Origin of the sequence: Streptomyces sp. NPDC059679, from assembly GCF_042734105.1 — a bacterium.
Classification (GTDB): domain Bacteria; phylum Actinomycetota; class Actinomycetes; order Streptomycetales; family Streptomycetaceae; genus Streptomyces.
The window spans coordinates 227,355-248,087 of sequence record NZ_JBHWES010000002.1 but is presented as its reverse complement, the minus strand read 5'-3'; the positions used below and the strand labels follow the sequence as shown (position 1 = coordinate 248,087).

Sequence of the window (20,733 nt, the reverse complement as noted above, 5' to 3'; positions counted from 1 at the left end):
ATAGGTCCGAATGTAAGGACAAATTCTTGACACGGGATGGGAGACACCCTTAGACCTGAAGGGCCACAGCCGCCCGCACATTGCGCGGACCGTGAGCCTGAGCTGCCGCCTGAGCTGCGTCTTTCCTGAAGGGGTACGCATGAGTGAGCCGTACGACCTGATCACGATGGGCCGGATCGGGGTGGACATCTATCCCCTGCAGATCGGTATCCCCCTGCCGCAGGTCGAGACGTTCGGCAAATTCCTCGGCGGCTCCGCGACCAATGTCGCGGTGGCCGCCGCCCGGCTCGGCCGCCGCACGGCGGTGATCAGCCGCACCGGGGCCGACCCCTTCGGCGAGTACATCCACCAGGCGCTGCGCGAGTTCGGCGTGGACGACCGCTGGGTCACCCCCGTAGACGCCTACCCCACCCCCGTCACCTTCTGCGAGATCTTCCCGCCTGACGACTTCCCGCTGTACTTCTACCGTCGGCCCAAAGCTCCCGACCTGGAGATCCACCCCGGTGAGCTGGACCTCGACGCCGTACGCGCCGCCCGGATCTTCTGGATGACCGGCACCGGCCTCAGCGAAGAGCCCAGCCGCGCCGCCACCCTGGCCGCCCTGGAGGCCCGCGCCAAGGCCGGCCCGACGGTCTTCGACCTGGACTGGCGGCCGATGTTCTGGCCGGACCCGGCCGAGGCCCGCCCGTACTACGCCCAGGCGCTGCGCCACGCCACCGTCGCCGTCGGCAACCTCGACGAATGCGAGGTCGCCACGGGGGTGCGGGAGCCCGCGGCCTGCGCCGAGCGCCTGCTGGAGGCGGGGGTGGAGCTGGCCGTCGTCAAACAGGGCCCCAAGGGCGTACTCGCCGTACACCGCGACGGCACCACGGCCGAGGTGCCGCCGGTCCCCGTCGAGGTCGTCAACGGCCTGGGCGCGGGCGACTCGTTCGGCGGATCCCTGTGCCACGGCCTGCTGTCCGGCTGGGACTTGGAGCGCATCATGCGGTACGCCAACGCCGCGGGCGCCATTGTGGCGTCCCGCCTCGCCTGCTCCTCCGCGATGCCCACCGAAGCCGAGGTCGAGGCCCTGCTCGCCGGGGACTGACCACAGGTGACCAGCCACCCCTTCTCTTGATCACCTGCCCCGCGCCCTCCGGCCGCCACCAGGCCGTGCGACCAGCGGACGGCGTGATCTCATGAACGCGACTGCGAGGAGCCCCCGTTGAGCGACATCAGCATTTCCGACCTGGTCAAGGTGCGGACCCGGCACCCGGAGGCGATCGCCGAGGCGGCCGCCCGCCGCGTCCGGCGCCCCCTCGTCGGCGACAGCGGCCGTCTGATGATCGTGGCCGCCGACCACCCCGCGCGCGGCGCCCTCGCCGTCGGAGGCCACAAGCTGGCCATGGCCAACCGCACCGAACTGCTGGAGCGGCTGTGCGTGGCGCTGTCCCGCCCCGGCGTCGACGGCGTGCTCGCCACCGCCGACATCCTCGAGGACCTGCTGCTGCTCGGCGCCCTCGACAACAAGGTCGTCATGGGCTCGATGAACCGCGGCGGCCTGGCCGGCGCCTCCTTCGAGCTCGACGACCGCTTCACCGGCCACCGCCCCCAGGACATCGCCCGGCTCGGCTTCGACGCCGGCAAGCTGCTGCTGCGCATCGACTACTCCGACGAGGGCTCGCTGGCCACCATGGTGTCGACGGCCAGAGCCATCGACGAGATGGCCGAGCGCCGGCTGCCCGTCTTCGTCGAGCCCTTCATCTCCCGCCGGATCGACGGCAAGGTCACCAACGATCTGAGCGCCGAGGCCGTCACCAAGTCCATCGCCATCACCTCCGGGCTCGCCGGGACCTCCGCCTACACCTGGCTGAAGGTGCCGGTCACCGAGGACGCCGACGACATGGCCGCCGTCATGGAGACCTCCATGCTGCCCGCGGTGCTGCTCGGCGGGGACGTCGGCAAGAGCCCGCGGGACCAGGAGGGCGCGTACGAGAAGTGGCGCAAGGCGCTGAGCCTGCCCACCGTCCAGGGCCTGGTGGTGGGCCGGGCGCTGCTCTACCCGGCGGAGGGCAGCGTCGAGCAGGCCGTCGACACGGCCGTCGGACTGCTGTGATGGCTGTGGCGGCTGTGATGGCTGCGACGGCTGTGGCGGCGCCAGGACCAGGGAACGAGGCGGAGACTGACGACATGACCACTAGCGACCCTTACACCGGTTCCACCGGCTTCCATCTGCAGGCCGGCAAGGCGGCCGGCGGACCGTACGCCGTGGACATCGACCCCGCGCGGGCCGGATGGGGCCACTCCTCGCTGCGCGTCCTCGATCTGCCGGCCGGCGGCTCGCATCAGCTGGCCACCGGCGACAGCGAGTGGATCGTGCTGCCGCTGAGCGGCGGCTGCACCGTGGAGACCGAGGGCCGGACCTTCGAACTGCACGGCCGGGACAGCGTGTTCAGCGGCGTCACCGACTTCGCGTATCTGCCGCGCGACGCGCACGCGCGGATCGCCGGCGCGGCCGGCGGGCGGTTCGCGCTGACCGGCGCCCGCTGCGAGCGCCGACTGCCCGCCCGCTACGGACCGGCCTCCGCCGTCCCTGTCGAGCTGCGCGGCACCGGCAACTGCTCCCGCCAGGTCAACAACTTCGGGGCGGCTGGGGTCTTCGAGTGTGACAAGCTGATCGCGGTCGAGGTGCTGACCCCCGGTGGCAACTGGTCCTCCTACCCGCCGCACAAGCACGACGAGTGCCGTCCGGGCGAGGAGTCCGAGCTGGAGGAGATCTACTACTTCGAGATCGCCGAGGCACACGGCAGCGAGGGCGTCGGCTACCAGCGGGTCTCGCCCTCCGGCCGCGGCCGCGGCACGGATGTGCTCGCCGAGGTCCGCTCCGGCGACGTGGTCCTGATCCCCGACGGCTGGCACGGCCCGTCCATCGCCGCCCCCGGCCACGACATGTACTACCTCAACGTCATGGCGGGCCCCGGCCAGGAGCGCGACTGGCTGATCTGCGACCACCCCGACCACGCCTGGATCCGCGCCACCTGGCCGGACCAGCCCGTCGATGCCCGCCTGCCCCTCTATGACGCCCCCGACGCACCTGCCGCCCCCGACGCCCCCACGGGAGAAACACGATGAGTGGAGCCACCCGCAGGCTCACCACGGCCCAAGCCCTGGTGGAGTTCCTGGCCCACCAGTACACCGAGCGCGACGGGACGCGCCGGCGCCTCATCAACGCCTGCTGGGGCATCTTCGGCCACGGCAATGTGGCGGGCCTCGGCCAGGCGCTGCTGGAGACCGGCCAGGACGCCATGCCGTACCTCCAGGGCCGCAATGAACAGGCCATGGTGCACGCGGCCGTCGGCTACGCCCGCCAGTCCAACCGGCTCGCCGCCCAGGCCGTCACCACCTCCATCGGCCCCGGGGCCACCAACCTGGTCACCGGCGCCGCCCTGGCCACCGTCAACCGGCTGCCCGTGCTGCTGCTGCCCGGCGACACCTTCGCGACCCGCCCCGCCGACCCGGTGCTCCAGCAGCTGGAGGTTCCCTTCGCGGGGGATGTGTCGGTCAACGACTGTCTGCGGCCGGTCTCCCGCTACTTCGACCGGATCGTCCGCCCCGAGTCGCTGATCCCGGCCGCGCTCCAGGCCATGCGGGTGCTCGCCGACCCGGCCGACACCGGCGCCGTCACCCTCGCCTTCCCGCAGGACGTCCAGGCCGAGGCGTACGACTGGCCCGAGGAGTTCTTCGCCGACCGCGTCTGGCATGTACGCCGCCCCGCGCCCGAGCCGGCCGAGCTCGCCGCGGCCGCGCAGGCCGTGCGCGCGGCCCGGCGGCCGCTGATCGTCGCGGGCGGCGGCATCCATCACAGCGAGGCCGAGGACGCCTTGCGCGCGCTCGTCGACGCCACCGGCATCCCCGTCGCCTCCACCCAGGCGGGCAAGGGCTCGCTGCGCCATGACCACCCCGCCGACATCGGCGGCATCGGGCACACCGGCACCTCCGTCGCGGACGACCTCGCCCGCACCGCCGACCTGGTCATCGGCGTGGGCACCCGCTACAGCGACTTCACCACCGCCTCCGCGACCCTCTTCGCCGACCCCGGGGTCCGCTTCCTGAACCTCAACATCGCGCCGTTCGACGCCCACAAGCTGAGCGCGACGACCCTGGTCGCCGACGCCCGCGCCGGTCTTGAGGCGCTGACCCAGGCGCTGGCCGGGCACCGCGTCGAGGAGGGGTACGAGGCCGAGTACGCCGCCGGGAAGGCGCGCTGGGAGCAGCGGGTCGACGCCGCGTACGCCGCGGACGACGAGTCCGCCCGGCCCTCCCAGACCCAGGTCCTGGGCGCCCTGGACCAGACCGTCGGCGACGACGACGTCGTCATCAACGCCGCCGGTTCGCTCCCCGGCGATCTGCACAAGCTGTGGCGGGCCCGCTCGCCGCGCCAGTACCACCTCGAATACGGCTACTCCTGCATGGGCTACGAGATCCCGGCCGCCATCGGCGTCCGGCTCGCGGCGCCCGACCGCCCGGTGTGGGCGCTGGTCGGGGACGGTACGTATCTGATGATGCCGACCGAGATCGTCACCGCGGTCCAGGAAGGCATCAACATCAACATCGTGCTGATCCAGAACCACGGCTACGCCTCCATCGGCGGGCTGTCGGAGGAGACTGGTGGTGAGCGCTTCGGCACCGCCTACCGCTTCCGCGCCGCCGACGGCACGTACACCGGCGACCCGCTCCCGGTCGACCTGGCGACCAACGCCGCCTCGCTCGGTATGGAGGTGATCCGCGCCGGGAGCGTGGCCGGGCTGCGCGCGGCGCTGGCCGCCGCGCGCGCCTCGGACCGGCCCACCTGTGTCTATGTGGAGACCGAAACGGCCGCCCCGGTGCCCGGCGCGCCCGCCGCCCAGGCGTGGTGGGATGTGCCCGTCGCCCAGACCGCGACCCGCCCCGCGGCCGTCAAGGCCCGCGAAACCTACGACCGGCAGGCCGCGACCCGCCGCCGCCACCTCTGATCGCCTCCCTGATCGGTCATCGTCCGGTTTACGAAGAGAAAGGCTCCGCACCCATGAAGACCGTCAACCACTGGATCGGTGGCAAGCCCGTCGAGGGCGCGTCGGGCGAGTACGGCCCGGTCTACAACCCGGCGACCGGCGCTCAGGACACCCGGGTGGCGTTCGCCTCCGTGGCCGAGGTGGACGCGGCCGTCGCCGCCGCCAAGGAGGCATTCGCCACCTGGGGCACCGTCTCGCTGGCCAAGCGCACCGCGATCCTCTACAAGTACCGCGAGCTGCTGGACGCCCACCGCGACGAGATCGCCCAGTTGATCACCGCCGAGCACGGCAAGGTGCACTCCGACGCCCTCGGCGAGGTGGCCCGCGGCCTGGAGATCGTCGAGCTCGCGTGCTCCATCGCGGAGAAGCTGAAGGGCGAGCTGTCCACCCAGGTCTCCACCGGGGTCGACGTCGCCTCGATCCGCCAGCCGCTCGGCGTCGTCGCCGGCATCACGCCGTTCAACTTCCCGGCCATGGTGCCGATGTGGATGTTCCCGGTGGCCATCGCCTGCGGCAACACCTTCGTGCTCAAGCCCAGTGAGAAGGACCCCTCGGCCTCCCGGCGGCTGGCCGAACTGGCCGCCGAGGCGGGCCTGCCGGACGGCGTGCTCAACGTCGTCAACGGCAACAAGGTGGCCGTCGACCGGCTCCTGGAACACCCGGACATCGCCGCGGTCAGCTTCGTCGGCTCCACGCCCATCGCCCGGTACATCCAGGCGAAGGCCATCGAGCACGGCAAGCGGGTGCAGGCGCTCGGCGGCGCCAAGAACCACATGCTGGTACTGCCCGACGCCGACCTGGACTTCGCCGCGGACAACGCCATCAACGCGGCGTACGGTTCGGCCGGCGAGCGCTGCATGGCCGTGTCCGTCGTGGTCGCGGTGGGCGACGTCGGCGACGAACTGGTCAAGAAGATCGCCGACCGCGCCGCCAGGCTCCGCATCGGCCCCGGCGACGACCCGGCCTCCGAGATGGGCCCGCTCATCACCAAGGAGCACCGCGACAAGGTCGCCTCGTATGTGCACGGCGCCGCGGCTCAGGGCGCCGAGGTCGTGGTCGACGGGACGGGATACTCGGTCGAGGGCCATGAAGACGGCTTCTTCATCGGCGTCTCGCTGCTGGACAAGGTCCCCACCACCGCCGACGCCTACCGCGACGAGATCTTCGGCCCGGTGCTGTGCGTGGTCCGCGCCGAGACGTACGACGAGGCCATCGAGCTGATCAACAGCTCGAAGTGGGGCAACGGCACGGCCATCTTCACCCGCGACGGCGGCGCCGCCCGCCGCTTCCAGCTGGAGGTGGAGGCGGGCATGGTCGGCATCAACGTGCCGATCCCGGTCCCCGTCGGCTACCACTCCTTCGGCGGCTGGAAGGACTCGCTCTTCGGCGACCAGCACATCTACGGCAACGACGGCGTGCAGTTCTACACCCGCGGCAAGGTCATCACCACCCGCTGGCCGGCGCCGTCGGAGGAGGTCGGCATCAACCTCGGGTTCCCGAAGAACCACTGAGGTGACGTCAGTTTCTGATCGATCGCTCGTTGGTTAGTTCGTTCGTTCGAGTGAAGCCTCCCGCCGGTATGGATCCTGCGGGAGGTTTCGTGTGTATGAGAGGTGGGGATCGCAAACGGACATCGCGCACGGGGGACGGGCGCGTGGAGGGATTTGGGGGCGATGGCGGTGGCGAGGAGAGGGCGTCAGGAGGGCGCGAGGCTTTTGGAGGGGGACGGCGCCGACGAGTTCATGGCGGCGTTCAAGCGGGCCGTGGTGCCGGACGACCGGCGGGCCGCGGCGCGCGATGTGCTGCCGCCTGTGGTGCTGCTCGCGGAGGGCGGCGAAGGCGACGGTGGGGGTGAGGACGGGGTCGAGGGCCCGGAGGCGCGGGCGCACGGGGCTGTGCGCGGTCTGGAGCGGTGTCTGCGCCGCGAGCGGGGCGGCAAGCTGGTGCCGTACGCCGCGCTGGGGGCGGCCGAGGCGGCCCGTGCCGCGCGGGGTCGCCGCCCATTGACGCTGGCCGTCGGGCAGCGGCTGTGCGAGGACGTTCCGCCCAGGACCGGGCGGCTGCGCCTGCGGGACTTCGAGCTGATGCGTGACGTCGTCGAATACGCACTGGAGCAGGGGCCCGAGGCTCCGCCGCTCACCGGCGAGCAGCTGCGTGACCGCTGTTACGAGGGGCGTCGCGGACGGGGCCCGGTGCTGCGGACGTTATGGCGACTGGGCGGGGGTGATCCGCCGACCGCGCAGAGCGCGGCGCAGAGCCCTGGCTGGATCGGGCTGGTGCTGGGCGCCGTCGCCCGCCCCGTGCTGCAGGGCCTTCCGCGCTGGTGGTGGGCGCGCCGCTGCACCCGTCGGCTGCTGTGGTCGCGCTCGACCGGCTGGTTCGCCGACTGGCGGGACATCGGCCATGGGCGGCGCGCCGAGGAGTTCTTCGACAGCGTCGCGCGGCTGGTCGACTCGGCCTCGGCCGCGCCGCAGGACGGGACAGCGGATGGGGCAGGGGACAGGACGGGGGACGGGGCAGGGAATGGGACGGGGGACGAGGCGCCGGACGGGCTGGAGCAGCTGCTGCTGCGCGCCCTGCTGGCGGATCTGAAGGCCGCGGCCGGTCCCGGGCGGATCTCGCCATGGCGGCGCCGGAGGGCCACCCGCTTCACCGTGCTGCTGGAGCTGGCGGACGGCGGAAGCGGCGATCCGGCGGCACGCTTTCTGCGGGAGTACGGGCCCGCGGCCGAGGAGCTGTCGTGCGCGGCCGTGGTCGTGGTGGCCGCGGGCCCGGCCGGGGCGATGGTCCCGGGGGAGCGCTGCGCCAGGCTGTCGGACGCCGCCGCGGCGCTGGACCACGCCACCGGGGCGCCCGAGGGTGACCTCGAGCCCCTGCTCGCGCCGTTGGTGCCGCTGCCGCCGGGTGCCCGGCCGCGCTCCGGGCCCCGTTCCGGCCCGGTCTCGCCGCCGGACTTCCGGATGGGCCCGGTCGCCGAGGTGGTGCTGGAGGGGGTGGCGTTGGTGGCCGTGTTGGGCGTGTTGGCGGTGTGGCTGGTTCCCAAGCTGTCGGGCGGTGCGGACGACACCTGTCTCGGCGGCCCGGCCGGCGGCCCGCTCTCGGGCCGGGCGGAGCTGAGTGCGGCCCCGCCCCGTCAGCAGTACGAGGCCGCGGCGCGCATGATCGAGGAGGAGAACGGGCGGGTCGACGAGGCGGTGCGGCGGCGCGGAGTCGAGGCCCGTACGGTCGTGCACATCGGGGCGGAGGTCGCCAGGGACCAGGAGGGCCAGCGGTACAACGGCGCCGTACCGGAGCTGCGCGGTATCGCACTGGCCCAGCGGGCCCTCAACGACGAAGCGCGCAACGACGAGCGGAAAGTATGGCTGCGCGTGCGGATGCTCAACGCGGGCGAGGAGTTCAAGGACGCCGAGAGCCGTGCGCGGCAGGTGGTCGACGAGGCGGGGCGGAAGGGCTCCGACATCATCGGCGTGGTGGGCTTCTCGAAGAGCCTGAAGCAGACCCAGGGAGCCATCCGCGAGCTGGGCCGGGCGAAGATTCCCGTGGTCGGCACCACGGCCACGGCCGATGCGATGGACGGGAGCCGCTACTACCGCCGGGTGGCGCCGACCAACAGCCGCGAGGCGCGGATCGAGGCCGACTTCGCCCACCGGGGAAACATCACGGACAGCGGCTCGGGCGGGTGTTCCCCGGCCGAGGCCGCGGTGGTGGTCCAGGACCCCCAGGATCTGTACAGCAACGAGATTGGAGATCTCTTCGCCGAGCAGTTCGGCGGGGACTGGTCCAAGCTGGAGTACTCACCCGGCGGCCGGTCCGGCGGCGCCCCGGAGCCGGGCGGGGGCCGCGTCACGCGGCAGGACAGTATCGAGGACGTGGCGGACGCGGTCTGCGAGCGGATCAAGGAGCAGCCTCGTACGGTCCTGTACTGGGCGTCCCGGGCGCGTGAGTTCACCGCGTTCCTCGATGTCTTCGGGGACGACACCTCCTGCGAGGGGCGGAAGCTGACGGTCCTGGGCGGCAATGAACTGACCACCGCCGCCCTCTCCGGCGAATACGAGGACCGTCCCTGGCTGCGGCTCTACCACACGGCCCATGTGCTGCCGGCCGGGCATCCGCGCGGCAGCGACATCACCAAGGAGTTCAACGCCGAATACGCCGCGGCGTTCGGCGCCAAGGACCTGTGGCGCAACGACGGCCGGGCGGCGCTGGCCCATGACGCGATGCAGTTGATGGCCGCCGCGGCCAACGAGGCGTTTGCGAGCACCGGTGACGTGGAGCGGTCCAATGTGCAGATCAGCCTCGACAACGGCATCAGCAAGGAAGGCGCCAGCGGCTATCTGGACTTCGGGCGGGGCGCCAGGGTCTCACGCGACAAGCCGCTGGTGATCCTGCACCATACGGCCAAGGGCTCCGAACCGGTCCTGTTCTGCGGCGCGTTCGCGCAGAACACGGGCCGGGTCGAACGCTGGGGGCCGAACGGCGAGTTCGCCTGCCCGAAGGACGGCTGAACCACGGACGCGGTTCTCGACGGGCGCGGCGTGCGCGGCGGCCGTGGGGCAGCGATTGATCAGCCCTTGGCGTCGATGAGTTGGAAGCTGTATCCGGTGATCTGGACCCGCTTGCCGGAGGGCGGTACGACGGCCATGGTGAGCGAGGAATCGGTGCGGGTCAGGAAGGTGGAGGTGTCCCTGCCGTCAAGGTAGACGTCCGTGACCGTGGGCATGTTGCCGATCTGCATGACGGAGGTGCAGTTCATGCCGTCGGACTTCGGCCAGTTCAGGTAGTCGATGCCGAAGCCGTACAGGGTCACTGCGCCACCGTCGTTGGTCTTGAGCCCGTACACCGTGTCGTCCGCGGTGGGGGCGGCCTTGTATTTGCCGTTGACGCAGCCGTCGGGGAAGTCGGCGCGGTCCGCGTAGTCCTTCTTCCAGCTCTTCACGAACGCGTTCTGAGCGAACGTGCGGTCCGCGCTCTTGCCGCCGGTCAGATAGAAGTCCTGGGACAGCCCGTGCAGCTCGGCGAGCTTTGTACCGCCCACCTGGTCCGAATCCTTGAGCACCGAGGCGAATCCATCGCCGTCCAGCCGGATCTTCGGCATTTTGGTCTTGCTGTCGAGGTTGCCGACGCCCACCGCCTTCCAGACGGCACCCTCGTTGCCCTTCGTCTGTTTGAAGGCGATCAGCCGGCGGCGGCCCTCGTCGATGTTCTTGCCGGTGATCCGGGTGTCGACGAAGAAGACGTTCTCGGAGCCCTTGGGGGGAATGTAGAAGTGGGCGCCCTTGACCGGATAGTAGAAGGGGACCCGGTAGGAATCCTGTTCCTTCTTCGGCAGAGTCTTGAACTGGGTGAACGTCGCCTGACTCTGCTGCCGCAGCGCGCCGTCTTCGACCTCGGCTATCTTCTTCGGATTTTGTGCGGCGTTGGCCTCGTTGTTGATCTTCGTGTAGTTGAGCAGGACGTCCTGCGCCGCCTTGAGGGAGATGACACCGGTCGGCGAAGACGATGTGTCCGAGGCGGTCTTGCTGTCTTTGCCGCTCTTGTCGGAAGAGTCCGCTCCACCGTCGGATCCGGAGCAGGCGGTGAGGACGACGGCGAGTGCGACTGCGGATACAACCGCTCGCCCGGATCCGGATATGTGGTGGCGCATGTTTACGAGTCCCCTGTGGTGGTTCCAGGTCGATGACCGCTACAGGCTAATCGCCGTTACACGCCCGTTGCCGAGCGAGGGGGCAACCATCCGATCCGCGCGCGGGTCTCTCTTGGTGCTCGACCGATCAATGGTCACAAGACCGCACACAAACCTATACAGCACTGCACAGGGGGATTTTCGATGCTTCGTTCTCTTCGCCGCTCGACGGCCCTCGCCGGTGGCTGCGTGGCCGCGCTCGGCCTCGGCCTCGTCCTCGCCGCCGGCTCGCCCGCGACCGCTGCCGCGCAGACCTCCGTACGGACCTCAGTACAGACCGACCCAAACGGCCGCTACACCGCGGAGGAGATCCACCACTTCCTGGAGGGCTTCTACGGTAACCACGGCCCGACCGACTGGGAGCGGAAGCACCTGGTCTCGGACCAGCTCAAGGAGAAGGCCGCCGAGAACCCCGACTTCGATGTGCTGCTGTGCGCGCAGAACACGCCGCGCGACATCGAGGTCGGCGAGGTCACCACGGCCCAGTCGGCGGGGGTGGGCTGGGCGACGATCACCACCACATGGGACGGCTCGCCGCAGACCGCGTCCTTCACCGCGTACGTGGACCTCGACGGCAGCAAGCCGATGAAGCTGCTCGACGTCTACTGCGGCACCGACGGTTGAAACACCGGGTGTGATGAAGCGGGTGTGATGAACCAGTGCGGAACGGCCGGTTCAGTTTCCCTGGATCAGCGCCGTAGTCTCACCGTATGACCTGGTCACACGCCTTGAAGGCGACCGCACGCGCCGGGCTTGCGATCGAGCGCACCAGGATGGAGCCGCTGGTCGCGCTGCGCGGCGCGTGCGGGGTCGCGCTGGTCATCGGCGTGACCATGTGGCTCGGCTCGCCGGCGCTCGCCGTCTCCTCCGCGTTCGGTGCCTTCTCCTCGGGGATCGCGACCTTCCAGCGCAGCTGGCGGCCGCGCCCCGCGCTGGCGCTGGCCGCGGCGGGCGGGCTCGCGGTGTCCACGTTCCTCGGCTATCTGGCCGCCGCCCACACCGCGACCTTCGTGGTCATGGTCGCCGTCTGGACGCTGCTGACCGGGATGGCGTGGGCGGTCGGCCCGGTGTCCGGGCTGGTCTCCACCCAGATGGTCGCGGTCATGCTGGTCACCGTCACCCTCCCGACCTCGGTGCTGGGCGCGCTCCAGCACACCGCCCTGATCGGGCTCGGCGGGGTGGTGCAGGCCGCGCTCATCGTGCTATTCCCGGTCCGGCCGTGGGGGGTGCAGCGCGACGCCCTCGCGGACGCGCTCGCCGCGGTGGCCGACTACGCGCGCCGGCTGCGCCACGACCCGGTGGCGCCGTTCGACCCGCAGCCGCTGATGGAGGCCAGGAGCGCCGCCGCCCTGACCCCCCGCCAGGCCCGGCGGCGCCCGCGCCAGCTGCGCGGCTACCGGCTGCTCGCCGAGCGGATCCGGCCGGTGCTGGCCTCGCTCGCCGACCCGGTGGTCGGTGCCGCGCCCGAGGGGCCCGAGCGCGACCGGGTGCGCGATCTGCTGGGCGCGACGGCCACCGTGCTGGACGCCGTGGCGCATGCGATCCGCTGGGGCAAACCGGTGCGGCTGCCGCCGGACGCCATGGCGGTGCTGGAGGTGCCCCCGACCGGGCCGATGCTCAGCGGCGCGGCCCGCCGGGCCGCGCTGCGGCTGATGGCGCTGGTGGCCGATGTGGTGGAGTCCTCGGACGAGCCGGTGGAGGCCGTGACGGCCGAGGGGGCCAAGGACCGCCGGTATCTGCCCCGGCCCACCGTCCCCGGCATGGTGCCGGTGGCGCTGCGCGCCCTGCGGCGCGAGGCGCGCTGGTCCTCGCCCGTGCTGCGGCACGCGGTCCGGGTGTCCGCGGTCGCCTCCTGCGGTTATCTGCTGGGGAGCATGCTGCCGTGGGGCCATGGCTACTGGGCGCCGCTCACCTCGGTGATGGTGATGCGTCCTGACTTCGGCCAGACCTTCTCACGCGGTGTCGCGCGCTTCATGGGCACCCTGGGCGGCGTGGTGCTCGGCGGCGCGGTGATGGCACTGGCCCACCCCGGTCCGTATGTGAGCGCGGCGCTAGCCGTGGTCTGCGCCGCCGCGCTCTACCTCCTGATGCGCACCGGCTTCATCGTCGCCTCCGCCTGTGTGACCGGGTATGTCGTCTTCCTGCTGGGCATCGTCGGCGAGGGCTGGTCGCAGACGGTGGCGGCGCGGGTGGCGCTGACCCTGCTGGGCGGGGTGCTGGCGATGGCCGCCTATGTCGTCTTCCCCGCCTGGGAGACGCCGCTGCTACGGGACCGGCTGGCCGACTGGCTGGAGACCAACGGCCGTTACGCCGTCGCCGTCTTCGATGTGCACGCCCGCCCGGCCGACCGCCGCCCCCGCCAGGTGCGGGAGGCGCTGCTGGACGCGCGGGCCGCGCGGTCGGCCTGGGAACAGAGCGAGGCGCGGGCCCACCATGAGCCGGTCCGCCACCGCGGGCTGTCCCGCGGCGCGGCCCGCGCAGCGCAGACGGCGCTGTCCACCACGGGGCGGGTCACCATGCTGCTCGAGGCGCATCTGCCCGCCCAGGACGCGCCCCCGTCCAAGGGGGCCGAGGAGTTCGCGGCGGCGCTCCAGGGGGCGCTGCCGGGGGCGGTGGCGGCCGTACGGGAGCGCCGGGCGCCCGACTGGGGCCCGGTGCAGGAGGCACTGGAGCGGTGGCAGGACGAGGAGGCGGAGCGGCCGGGGGTGGCGGTGCGCGGCGCCGAACTGCTGGTGGAGGCGCTGGACGACCTGCCGCAGGCGCTCGCGGTCAAGCCCGGACGGGGCGGCCACACGTAGGACGGCGCAGGGGGAGGGCGGACGCGGCCTCAGGCGCTTTCGGGGCCGCTGAAGAGGCGCGCCAGATGCTGATCGACCAGGGCCAGGGCCCCCTGCGCGCTGTCGTACTCCATCAGGACGGCGGCGGAGAGCCCGTCCGTCAGCGCGATCAGCAGCGCCGCCTCGCGGTCGGGATCCCGGTCCGCGGACACCTCCCCCTGGGCGATGGCCGCCTTCAACTGGTCGGCGAAGAAGGCCCGTAGGGCCGCGATGCCCTCCTGGGCGTGGGTGCGCAGCCGCTCGTCGTTGACGGCGCGTATGAAGTAGGAGACCTGCACCAGATAGCCGGTGCGGCTCGCCTCGTCCAGCGGCAGCATCTCGGCGAGCGTCTCGCGGAGGACGACCCGGGGCGTGGGGGCGCCCGGCAGCGCCTCGATGCGGGCCCGGATGCGCCGCTGGGCCAGCTGCTCGATATGGCCGAGCGCGAAGACGATCATGTCGTCCTTGCTGGTGAAGTAGTGCTGGAGCTGCCCGAGCGAGATGCCCGCCTCCGCGGCGACATCGCGCAGGCTCGCGCCTTCGAGGCCGCGCGCGGCGGCGATTCGCCACAGCGCCTGGGCGATCTGTCTGCGCCGTTCCTCGTGGTCCACCCGTTTGGGCATGCCGTTCTCCCTTCCCGCTTTTGCAAGTCAATCGTATTGCTATACCGTGGCGGACGCGTGCCAATACAGTTGACTTGAAAAACCCTCGGGGGGAATCTCCCATGTCCATGCCCGTCCCCAGGCCCCAACTCAGGCCCCAGCTCAGGGCACCGCTCCACGGCGTCGACCCGCGCGCCCACCGCTGGTGGACCGTGCAGGCGCTGCTCGTCGTCAGCGGGCCCATGCTGCTGACCGCCGTCACCCTGCTCGTCCTCTCGCTGCTCTTCTTCTCCGGCGCGCTGCCCTGGCTCGGCCCGCTGCTGCTGGTCACGCTGGTGCTGCCGGCCCTCGGATACGTCTGGGCCATGCCGCGGTGGCGGTACCGCACACACGCCTGGGAGCTGGGGGAGCGCGCGGTCTACGCGGCGAGCGGCTGGCTCTGGCGCAAGCGGCGGATCGCCCCGCTGTCGCGGGTGCAGACCGTCGACACCGCGCGCGGCCCGCTCCAGCAGGCCTTCGGGCTGGCCACCGTCACCGTCACCACCGCCTCCACTGCGGGCGACATCCGTATCGCCGGGCTCTCCGACGCCGACGCGGAGGAGCTGGCGCGGCGCATCGGCGACGCGGCACAGCTGGTGCCGGGTGATGCCGCGTGACCGCTCACCTCATGGGCGCCGGCCACCCGGCCGCCGACTCGCCGGGGGCCGGGTGGCGTTCGCTCGACCCCCGCACCATCGCCGTCCACTGCAGCTGGATGGCTGCCCCGCTCGGCTCGCTCGCGCTCACCGCGCTGGCCACCGGCGGCCGCCTGGGCAACCGGGCCTGGATCACCCTCGCCATCGTCGCGGCCTCCTTCGCCGTCGTCACCATCGCCGGACTGATCGGCTGGTCCCGCACCCGCTACCGCGTCACCGCCGACTCCTTCGAGCTGCGCAGCGGCCTGTTCACCCGCCGGCAGCGCGCCATCCCGCTGCACCGCGTGCGCAACGTCGACCTGACCGCCAACCCCGTACAGCGGCTCTTCGGCCTCGTCGTGCTGCGCGCGGGCACCACCGGCGCGAACGGCAGCCGCGACGGGCTCACCCTCGAAGCCCTCACCCGCCCCGCCGCCGAGCGGCTGCGCGCCGAACTGCTGGCCCGCGCGGGCACCGGCGACACCGCCGCCGAGCCGGTCCTGTCCACCGGGGACCCGCGCTGGCTGCGCTACGCCCCGTTCACGTTCTGGGTCTTCGGAGGGGTGTTCGCGGCCGTGGGCGCGGTGTGGCGGGTACTGGACGGCGTTGGCGTGGAGCCGTGGCGCATCGGCCCCGTCCGCCACGCCTTCGAGGACTTCGGCAACAGCGTGCTGTGGGTGACCATCCCGCTCGCCCTGCTGGCCGTGGCCGCCGTGGGCGGCGTCGGCGCGGTCGCCGTCTACACCGAGAACTGGTGGCGGTACCGCCTGGAGTGGGCCGACGCGGGCACCCTCCAGGTGCGGCGCGGACTGCTCACCACCCGCTCGGTCTCCATCGAACGCGCCCGGCTGCGCGGCGCGGTGCTGCGCGAACCGATGCTGCTGCGCGCGGCCGGGGGCGCGGCCGTACGGGCGGTGGCGAGCGGCCTGGGCAACCGTGAGGAGAACCGTACGCGCAGCGCGGTGCTCCCGCCCGCCCCGCGCGCGGAGGCCCTGCGGGTGCTGACCGGTGTACTCGCGCGCCCCGGCGCGCCACGCGGCCGGCACGCCCGGTCCGTCTCGCCCACCCGGCCTGCCCACGCGCCCATCGGTGAAGCGCTCTTCGACCGGCCCGAGCTGACCCGGCATCCGCGCGCCGCGCTCCGCCGTCGGGTCATGCGCGGCATGGTGTGGGTCGTGGCTCCGGCGACGGTCGCCCTCGCCGTGCTCGGGGCGCTGTTGACGCCCGTACTGCTGTACTGCGCCGGGGGCTTCCTCCTCGTCGCGACCCCCGTCGTGTACGCCCTGGCGCGCGACGCGTATCGCGCGCTCGGCCACGGCCTGGCGGGTGGCCACGACGGCTATCTGCTCATCCGCTCCGGCACCTTCAGCCGCGACACGGTCGCTCTGGACCGCCGGGCCGTGCTGGCCTGGACGTTCACCGACAGCCCGATGTCGCGCCGGGCCGGGGTCACGACCGTGACGGCGGCCGTCGCTGCGGGCGAGGACGGCTACCGCATCCCCGACATGGCGGCCGTGGATGCGGCGGGATTCGCGGACGCGGCGGCTCCGGGGATCCTCGACGAGTTCCTTGTGAAGTGACCGGTGGGGCCTCCCCGGCGGCGGCCCCATCAGCACCCCCACCAGCACCCCCGTACACCGGCAAACCCGTGGCACGGGTATCGACGGGGCTGCTACGGTGCGGAATCATGAGCAGCCCGGAGTCCGACAGACCCTAGCCACCGGCCGCGTCCGGTGGCAGTACCGCCGATGAGCCGCGCACACCGGCCCTCTTGAGGCCGTGCGGCAGCCATGGCGCCGCCCCGGCGGCCGGATCTCCGCATCACGGGCAGCGGACGACTCCGACCGGACGTCGATTCCCACTCATCTCCCTCGCGTTCCCGCCAGTCACCCATGCCTTTCTCGCGTGCGGTGACGCGTCCTGGCGAGCGCACCTCGGCGAACTCTCCCGTTGGCGAACGCTGCCCGTTCGCAGATTCCGTCACTTCCACTCGGGGAGTTCCCGTATGCCCTTTGCCGTCTACATGCTTGGCCTGGCCGTATTCGCCCAGGCCACTTCCGAGTTCATGCTGTCCGGTCTGGTGCCGGACATCGCCGCCGACCTCGGGGTCTCCATCCCCCAGGCCGGCTTTCTGACCTCGGCGTTCGCCATCGGAATGGTCGTCGGCGGGCCGCTGCTCGCGATGTTCACCCGGCGCTGGCCGCGGCGGACCGCGCTGGTGGCGTTCCTGGTGGCGTTCGCCGCCGCCCATGTCGTCGGGGCGGTCACGGACGACTACGGGGTACTGCTGGCGACCCGGATCGTCGGCGCGCTCGCCAACGCCGGTTTCTGGGCGGTGGCCGCCGGGGCCGCGGTCAGCATGGTCGAGCCGGACAAAAAGGCTCGTGCGATGTCCGTGGTCGTGGGCGGGGTCACGGTGGCCTGTGTGGCGGGTGTGCCCGGCGGGGCTGTGCTGGGTCAGCTGTGGGGCTGGCGGTCGGCGTTCTGGGCGGTGGCCGTGCTGTCCGTCGCCGGTGTCGCCGCCGTCCTGGCCTCGATCCCGGCCGGTCGCCCCGATGCGCCCTCGGCCGGGCTGCGCGCCGAGCTGCGCTCGCTGGTCGGTGCTCAGCTGCTGACCGCCTACGCCATGAACGCCCTGGTCCAGGGCGCGACCTTCTGCACCTTCACCTATCTCGCCCCGCTGCTCACCGAGGTCAGCGGCTACGGCGCCGGGTGGGTGCCCGCGATGCTGGTGCTGTTCGGTGTGGGCGCGTTCGTCGGCATCACCGTCGGCGGCCGGATCGCCGACGCCCGGCCGTATCTGATCCTGCTGACCGGCATGAGCGCGCTGACGCTCGGCTGGGCCGTGCTGGCCCTGAGCGCCGGGGTCGCGGTGGCCGTGTTCGTGCTGGTCTTCGTCCAGGGCCTGCTCGCGTTCGGCATCGCGCCGGTCCTGACCTCGCGCACCTTCTATCTGGCCGATGGCGCGCCCACCCTCGCGGGCGGGTTCACCACGGCGGCGTTCAACGTCGGCAACACGGCGGGTCCGTGGTTCGGCGGGCTCGCCATCGACGCGGGCCTCGGTTTCCGCTCGCCGGTGTGGACCAGCGCGCTGATGATGCTCGTCGCGCTGGCCGCGCTCGGCCTGGCGACCACCCTGCGCCGGCGCGAGGCGCGACGCGAGCCCCCGGTGGCGGCGGCGGTCTGAGCACCGCCGCCACCTCGCCCTGCTGACGGTACGAGAACTCTCGTACCGTCAGCTGCGGCCGCCCTTTATGCTCGCCCGCAGAAATTCCCGGTTCATCATGGAAATGCTCTGCAGCGGGATCCCCTTGGGGCAGGCCACCGCGCACTCCCCGGTGTTGGTGCAGCCGCCGAAGCCCTCCTCGTCCATCGCGCCCACCATGTCCAGCACCCGCGACTCACGCTCGGGCTGCCCCTGCGGCAGCACGTTCAGGTGGACGACCTTGGCCGAGGTGAAGAGCATCGCCGAGCCGTTGGGGCAGGCCGCCACGCAGGCCCCGCAGCCGATGCATTCCGCGTGCTCGAAGGCCGTGTCGGCGACCGGCTTGGGCACGGGCGTGGCGTGCGCGTCCGGGGCGCTGCCGGTCGGTGCGGAGATATAGCCGCCGGAGCCGATGATCCGGTCGAAGGCCGAGCGGTCCACGACCAGGTCCTTGACCACGGGGAAGGCGGCGGCGCGCCACGGCTCGACGTCGATCGTGTCACCGTCGGAGAAGTGCCGCATATGCAGCTGGCAGGTGGTGGTGCGCTCGGGGCCGTGCGCCTGGCCGTTGATGACCATGCCGCACGCCCCGCAGATGCCCTCGCGGCAGTCGTGGTCGAAGGCCACCGGCTCCTCGCCGCGCAGGATCAGCTCCTCGTTGAGGGTGTCCAGCATCTCCAGGAAGGACATCTCGGGCGAGATGCCGTCGACTTCGTACACGGTCATGGCGCCCGGCTCGTTCGGGCCGTGCTGGCGCCAGATCCGCAGGGTGAGCCTCATGCGTAACTCCGCTGCGTGGGGTGGACGTACTCGAAGACCAGGTCTTCGCGGTGCAGGACGGGCGCGCTGCCGCTCCCTGTGAACTCCCAGGCCGCCGCGTACGAGAAGGACTCGTCGTCGCGGGCCGCCTCGCCGTCGGGCGTCTGGCTCTCCTCGCGGAAGTGGCCGCCGCACGACTCGGCGCGGTGCAGCGCGTCCAGGCACATCAGCTCGGCGAGCTCCAGGTAGTCGACGATGCGGTTGGCCTTCTCCAGCGACTGGTTGAGCTCTTCGCCGGTGCCCGGCACCTTGATCCGCCGCCAGAACTCCTCGCGGAGCGCCGGGATCCGGTCGAGCGCCTTGCGCAGCCCGGTTTCGGTGCGGGCCATCCCGCATTCGTCCCACAGCAGTTCGCCGAGCTCGCGGTGGAAGGAGTCGGGGGTGCGGTCGCCGTCGTTCGCCAGCAGCCGCGCCAGCCGGTCCGTCACCTCGGAGACCGCCTCGGTGACCGCCGGGTGGCCGGGGTCGACCTCGCCGTGCGGATGCCGGGCCAGGTAGTCGTTGATGGTGGAGGGGAGGACGAAGTAGCCGTCGGCCAGGCCCTGCATCAGCGCGGAGGCGCCGAGCCGGTTGGCGCCGTGGTCGGAGAAGTTGGCCTCGCCGATCGCGAACAGACCGGGCACGGTGGTCTGCAGGTCGTAGTCGACCCACAGGCCGCCCATCGTGTAGTGGATGGCGGGGTAGATGCGCATCGGCACCTGGTACGGGTCCTCGGCGGTGATCCGCTCGTACATCTCGAAGAGGTTGCCGTACTTCTCGGACACCGCCTTGCGGCCCATCCGGGCGATCGCGTCGGCGAAGTCCAGATAGACGCCCTGGCCGCCGGGGCCCACCCCGCGCCCCTCGTCGCATACGTTCTTCGCGGCGCGGGAGGCGATGTCGCGGGGCACCAGATTGCCGAACGACGGGTAGATCCGCTCCAGGTAGTAGTCGCGCTCGTCCTCGGGTATCTCGGCGGGCGGGCGGGTGTCGCCCTTCGCCTTGGGCACCCAGATGCGGCCGTCGTTGCGCAGCGACTCGCTCATCAGGGTCAGCTTGGACTGGTGGTCGCCCGAGCGCGGGATGCAGGTGGGGTGGATCTGGGTGAAGCAGGGGTTGGCGAAGTACGCGCCGCGCCGGTGCGCCCGCCAGATGGCCGTGGCGTTGCTGTTCTTGGCGTTCGTCGACAGATAGAAGACGTTGCCGTAGCCGCCGGAGGCCAGGACGACGGCGTCCGCGAAGTACGTGGAGACCTCGCCGCTGATCAGATCACGGGCCACGATGCCGCGGGCCCGGCCGTCGATGACGATCAGGTCGAGCATTTCGGTACGGGGGTGCATCTCGACGTTGCCCGCGGCGATCTGCCGGGTCAGCGCCTGGTACGCGCCGAGCAGCAGCTGCTGGCCGGTCTGGCCGCGGGCGTAGAAGGTGCGGGAGACCTGGACGCCGCCGAAGGAGCGGGTGTCCAGCAGACCGCCGTACTCGCGGGCGAACGGCACGCCCTGGGCCACGCACTGGTCGATGATCTCCACCGAGACCTCGGCGAGGCGGTGCACATTGGACTCGCGGGCGCGGAAGTCGCCGCCCTTGACGGTGTCGTAGAACAGCCGGCGGATGGAGTCGCCGTCGTTGCGGTAGTTCTTGGCCGCGTTGATACCGCCCTGGGCCGCGATCGAATGGGCCCGGCGGGGCGAGTCCTGGTAGCAGAACTGCACCACCTGGTAGCCCTGTTCGGCCAGCGTCGCCCCGGCCGCGCCACCTGCCAGGCCGGTGCCGACCACGATCACGGTGTGCTTGCGGCGGTTGGCGGGGTTGACCAGCTTCGCCTCGAAGCGGCGGCGGTTCCAGCGCTCCTCGATGGGGCCGTCCGGGGCCTTGGCGTCGGTGATCGGCTCGCCGGTCGTGTACTCCGCATAGGTGCTCAT

15 protein-coding genes are annotated in these 20,733 nt (G+C 71.9%); 11 read left to right on the top strand and 4 right to left on the bottom strand.

Going from position 1 to position 20,733, the window contains the following annotated elements:
• Window positions 1–139: 139 nt before the first annotated feature.
• From iolC to ACFV2X_RS03615, 6 genes are all read left to right on the top strand, one after another.
• On the top strand, window positions 140–1,087 hold the full coding sequence (gene iolC, locus ACFV2X_RS03640) for a 5-dehydro-2-deoxygluconokinase (protein ID WP_385610918.1): 948 nt from the start codon (window positions 140–142) through the stop codon (window positions 1,085–1,087).
• Between the two features lie 117 nt (window positions 1,088–1,204).
• Window positions 1,205–2,095 (top strand): deoxyribose-phosphate aldolase, encoded by an 891-nt coding sequence (locus ACFV2X_RS03635; RefSeq protein WP_385610916.1) that lies wholly within the window; start codon window positions 1,205–1,207, stop codon window positions 2,093–2,095.
• Window positions 2,096–2,169: 74 nt separating this feature from the next.
• The gene (gene iolB, locus ACFV2X_RS03630; protein ID WP_385610915.1) at window positions 2,170–3,111 is read left to right on the top strand and encodes a 5-deoxy-glucuronate isomerase; all 942 of its coding nucleotides are present in this window, start codon (window positions 2,170–2,172) and stop codon (window positions 3,109–3,111) included.
• Window positions 3,108–4,991, top strand: coding sequence for a 3D-(3,5/4)-trihydroxycyclohexane-1,2-dione acylhydrolase (decyclizing) (gene iolD, locus ACFV2X_RS03625; RefSeq protein WP_385610913.1), 1,884 nt, complete (start codon window positions 3,108–3,110; stop codon window positions 4,989–4,991). The genes iolB and iolD overlap by 4 nt, the downstream gene beginning before the upstream one ends.
• Window positions 4,992–5,044: 53 nt before the next feature.
• Window positions 5,045–6,541, top strand: coding sequence for a CoA-acylating methylmalonate-semialdehyde dehydrogenase (locus ACFV2X_RS03620; protein WP_385610910.1), 1,497 nt, complete (start codon window positions 5,045–5,047; stop codon window positions 6,539–6,541).
• Between the two features lie 204 nt (window positions 6,542–6,745).
• Complete coding sequence (locus tag ACFV2X_RS03615) at window positions 6,746–9,535, top strand: hypothetical protein (protein ID WP_385610909.1); 2,790 nt, start codon at window positions 6,746–6,748, stop codon at window positions 9,533–9,535.
• A gap of 59 nt (window positions 9,536–9,594) precedes the next feature.
• On the opposite strand, the gene ACFV2X_RS03610 is transcribed toward ACFV2X_RS03615, so the two are convergent.
• Window positions 9,595–10,674 (bottom strand): hypothetical protein, encoded by a 1,080-nt coding sequence (locus ACFV2X_RS03610; protein WP_385610906.1) that lies wholly within the window; start codon window positions 10,672–10,674, stop codon window positions 9,595–9,597.
• Window positions 10,675–10,857: 183 nt separating this feature from the next.
• Here ACFV2X_RS03610 and ACFV2X_RS03605 point away from each other — a divergent pair, with 183 nt between their 5' ends.
• Window positions 10,858–11,337 (top strand): hypothetical protein, encoded by a 480-nt coding sequence (locus ACFV2X_RS03605; RefSeq protein WP_385610903.1) that lies wholly within the window; start codon window positions 10,858–10,860, stop codon window positions 11,335–11,337.
• Between the two features lie 86 nt (window positions 11,338–11,423).
• The gene (locus tag ACFV2X_RS03600; RefSeq protein WP_385610900.1) at window positions 11,424–13,511 is read left to right on the top strand and encodes an FUSC family protein; all 2,088 of its coding nucleotides are present in this window, start codon (window positions 11,424–11,426) and stop codon (window positions 13,509–13,511) included.
• 29 nt (window positions 13,512–13,540) lie between these two features.
• Here ACFV2X_RS03600 and ACFV2X_RS03595 read toward each other — a convergent pair whose 3' ends face one another.
• A complete protein-coding gene (locus ACFV2X_RS03595) occupies window positions 13,541–14,152 on the bottom strand; it encodes a TetR/AcrR family transcriptional regulator (RefSeq protein WP_385610898.1) in 612 nt (203 codons plus the stop codon).
• Between the two features lie 101 nt (window positions 14,153–14,253).
• Here ACFV2X_RS03595 and ACFV2X_RS03590 point away from each other — a divergent pair, with 101 nt between their 5' ends.
• The 3 genes from ACFV2X_RS03590 (at window position 14,254) to ACFV2X_RS03580 (ending at window position 17,992) form a co-directional block, all read left to right on the top strand.
• A complete protein-coding gene (locus ACFV2X_RS03590) occupies window positions 14,254–14,787 on the top strand; it encodes a PH domain-containing protein (protein WP_385610895.1) in 534 nt (177 codons plus the stop codon).
• A gap of 11 nt (window positions 14,788–14,798) precedes the next feature.
• Window positions 14,799–16,385, top strand: a complete 1,587-nt coding sequence (locus tag ACFV2X_RS03585; protein ID WP_385611474.1) for a PH domain-containing protein — start codon at window positions 14,799–14,801, stop codon at window positions 16,383–16,385.
• Between the two features lie 425 nt (window positions 16,386–16,810).
• A complete protein-coding gene (locus ACFV2X_RS03580) occupies window positions 16,811–17,992 on the top strand; it encodes a Cmx/CmrA family chloramphenicol efflux MFS transporter (protein ID WP_385610893.1) in 1,182 nt (393 codons plus the stop codon).
• A gap of 48 nt (window positions 17,993–18,040) precedes the next feature.
• On the opposite strand, the gene ACFV2X_RS03575 is transcribed toward ACFV2X_RS03580, so the two are convergent.
• Together ACFV2X_RS03575 and ACFV2X_RS03570 are read right to left on the bottom strand one after the other, a co-directional pair.
• Window positions 18,041–18,790, bottom strand: coding sequence for a succinate dehydrogenase/fumarate reductase iron-sulfur subunit (locus ACFV2X_RS03575; protein WP_385610891.1), 750 nt, complete (start codon window positions 18,788–18,790; stop codon window positions 18,041–18,043).
• Window positions 18,787–20,733, bottom strand: a complete 1,947-nt coding sequence (locus tag ACFV2X_RS03570; protein WP_385610889.1) for a fumarate reductase/succinate dehydrogenase flavoprotein subunit — start codon at window positions 20,731–20,733, stop codon at window positions 18,787–18,789. Before ACFV2X_RS03570 ends, ACFV2X_RS03575 begins: the two co-directional genes overlap by 4 nt.

What these genes read in the sequence shown, in the direction of transcription:
- iolC (WP_385610918.1), top strand. Translation starts at nt 140, where the DNA reads ATGAGTGAGCCGTACGACCTGATCACGATGGGCCGGATCGGGGTGGAC.
- iolB (WP_385610915.1), top strand. Translation starts at nt 2,170, where the DNA reads ATGACCACTAGCGACCCTTACACCGGTTCCACCGGCTTCCATCTGCAG.
- iolD (WP_385610913.1), top strand. Translation starts at nt 3,108, where the DNA reads ATGAGTGGAGCCACCCGCAGGCTCACCACGGCCCAAGCCCTGGTGGAG.
- ACFV2X_RS03620 (WP_385610910.1), top strand. Translation starts at nt 5,045, where the DNA reads ATGAAGACCGTCAACCACTGGATCGGTGGCAAGCCCGTCGAGGGCGCG.
- ACFV2X_RS03610 (WP_385610906.1), bottom strand. Translation starts at nt 10,674, where the DNA reads ATGCGCCACCACATATCCGGATCCGGGCGAGCGGTTGTATCCGCAGTC.
- ACFV2X_RS03605 (WP_385610903.1), top strand. Translation starts at nt 10,858, where the DNA reads ATGCTTCGTTCTCTTCGCCGCTCGACGGCCCTCGCCGGTGGCTGCGTG.
- ACFV2X_RS03600 (WP_385610900.1), top strand. Translation starts at nt 11,424, where the DNA reads ATGACCTGGTCACACGCCTTGAAGGCGACCGCACGCGCCGGGCTTGCG.
- ACFV2X_RS03595 (WP_385610898.1), bottom strand. Translation starts at nt 14,152, where the DNA reads ATGCCCAAACGGGTGGACCACGAGGAACGGCGCAGACAGATCGCCCAG.
- ACFV2X_RS03590 (WP_385610895.1), top strand. Translation starts at nt 14,254, where the DNA reads ATGTCCATGCCCGTCCCCAGGCCCCAACTCAGGCCCCAGCTCAGGGCA.
- ACFV2X_RS03585 (WP_385611474.1), top strand. Translation starts at nt 14,799, where the DNA reads ATGGGCGCCGGCCACCCGGCCGCCGACTCGCCGGGGGCCGGGTGGCGT.
- ACFV2X_RS03580 (WP_385610893.1), top strand. Translation starts at nt 16,811, where the DNA reads ATGCCCTTTGCCGTCTACATGCTTGGCCTGGCCGTATTCGCCCAGGCC.
- ACFV2X_RS03575 (WP_385610891.1), bottom strand. Translation starts at nt 18,790, where the DNA reads ATGAGGCTCACCCTGCGGATCTGGCGCCAGCACGGCCCGAACGAGCCG.
- ACFV2X_RS03570 (WP_385610889.1), bottom strand. Translation starts at nt 20,733, where the DNA reads ATGAGCACCTATGCGGAGTACACGACCGGCGAGCCGATCACCGACGCC.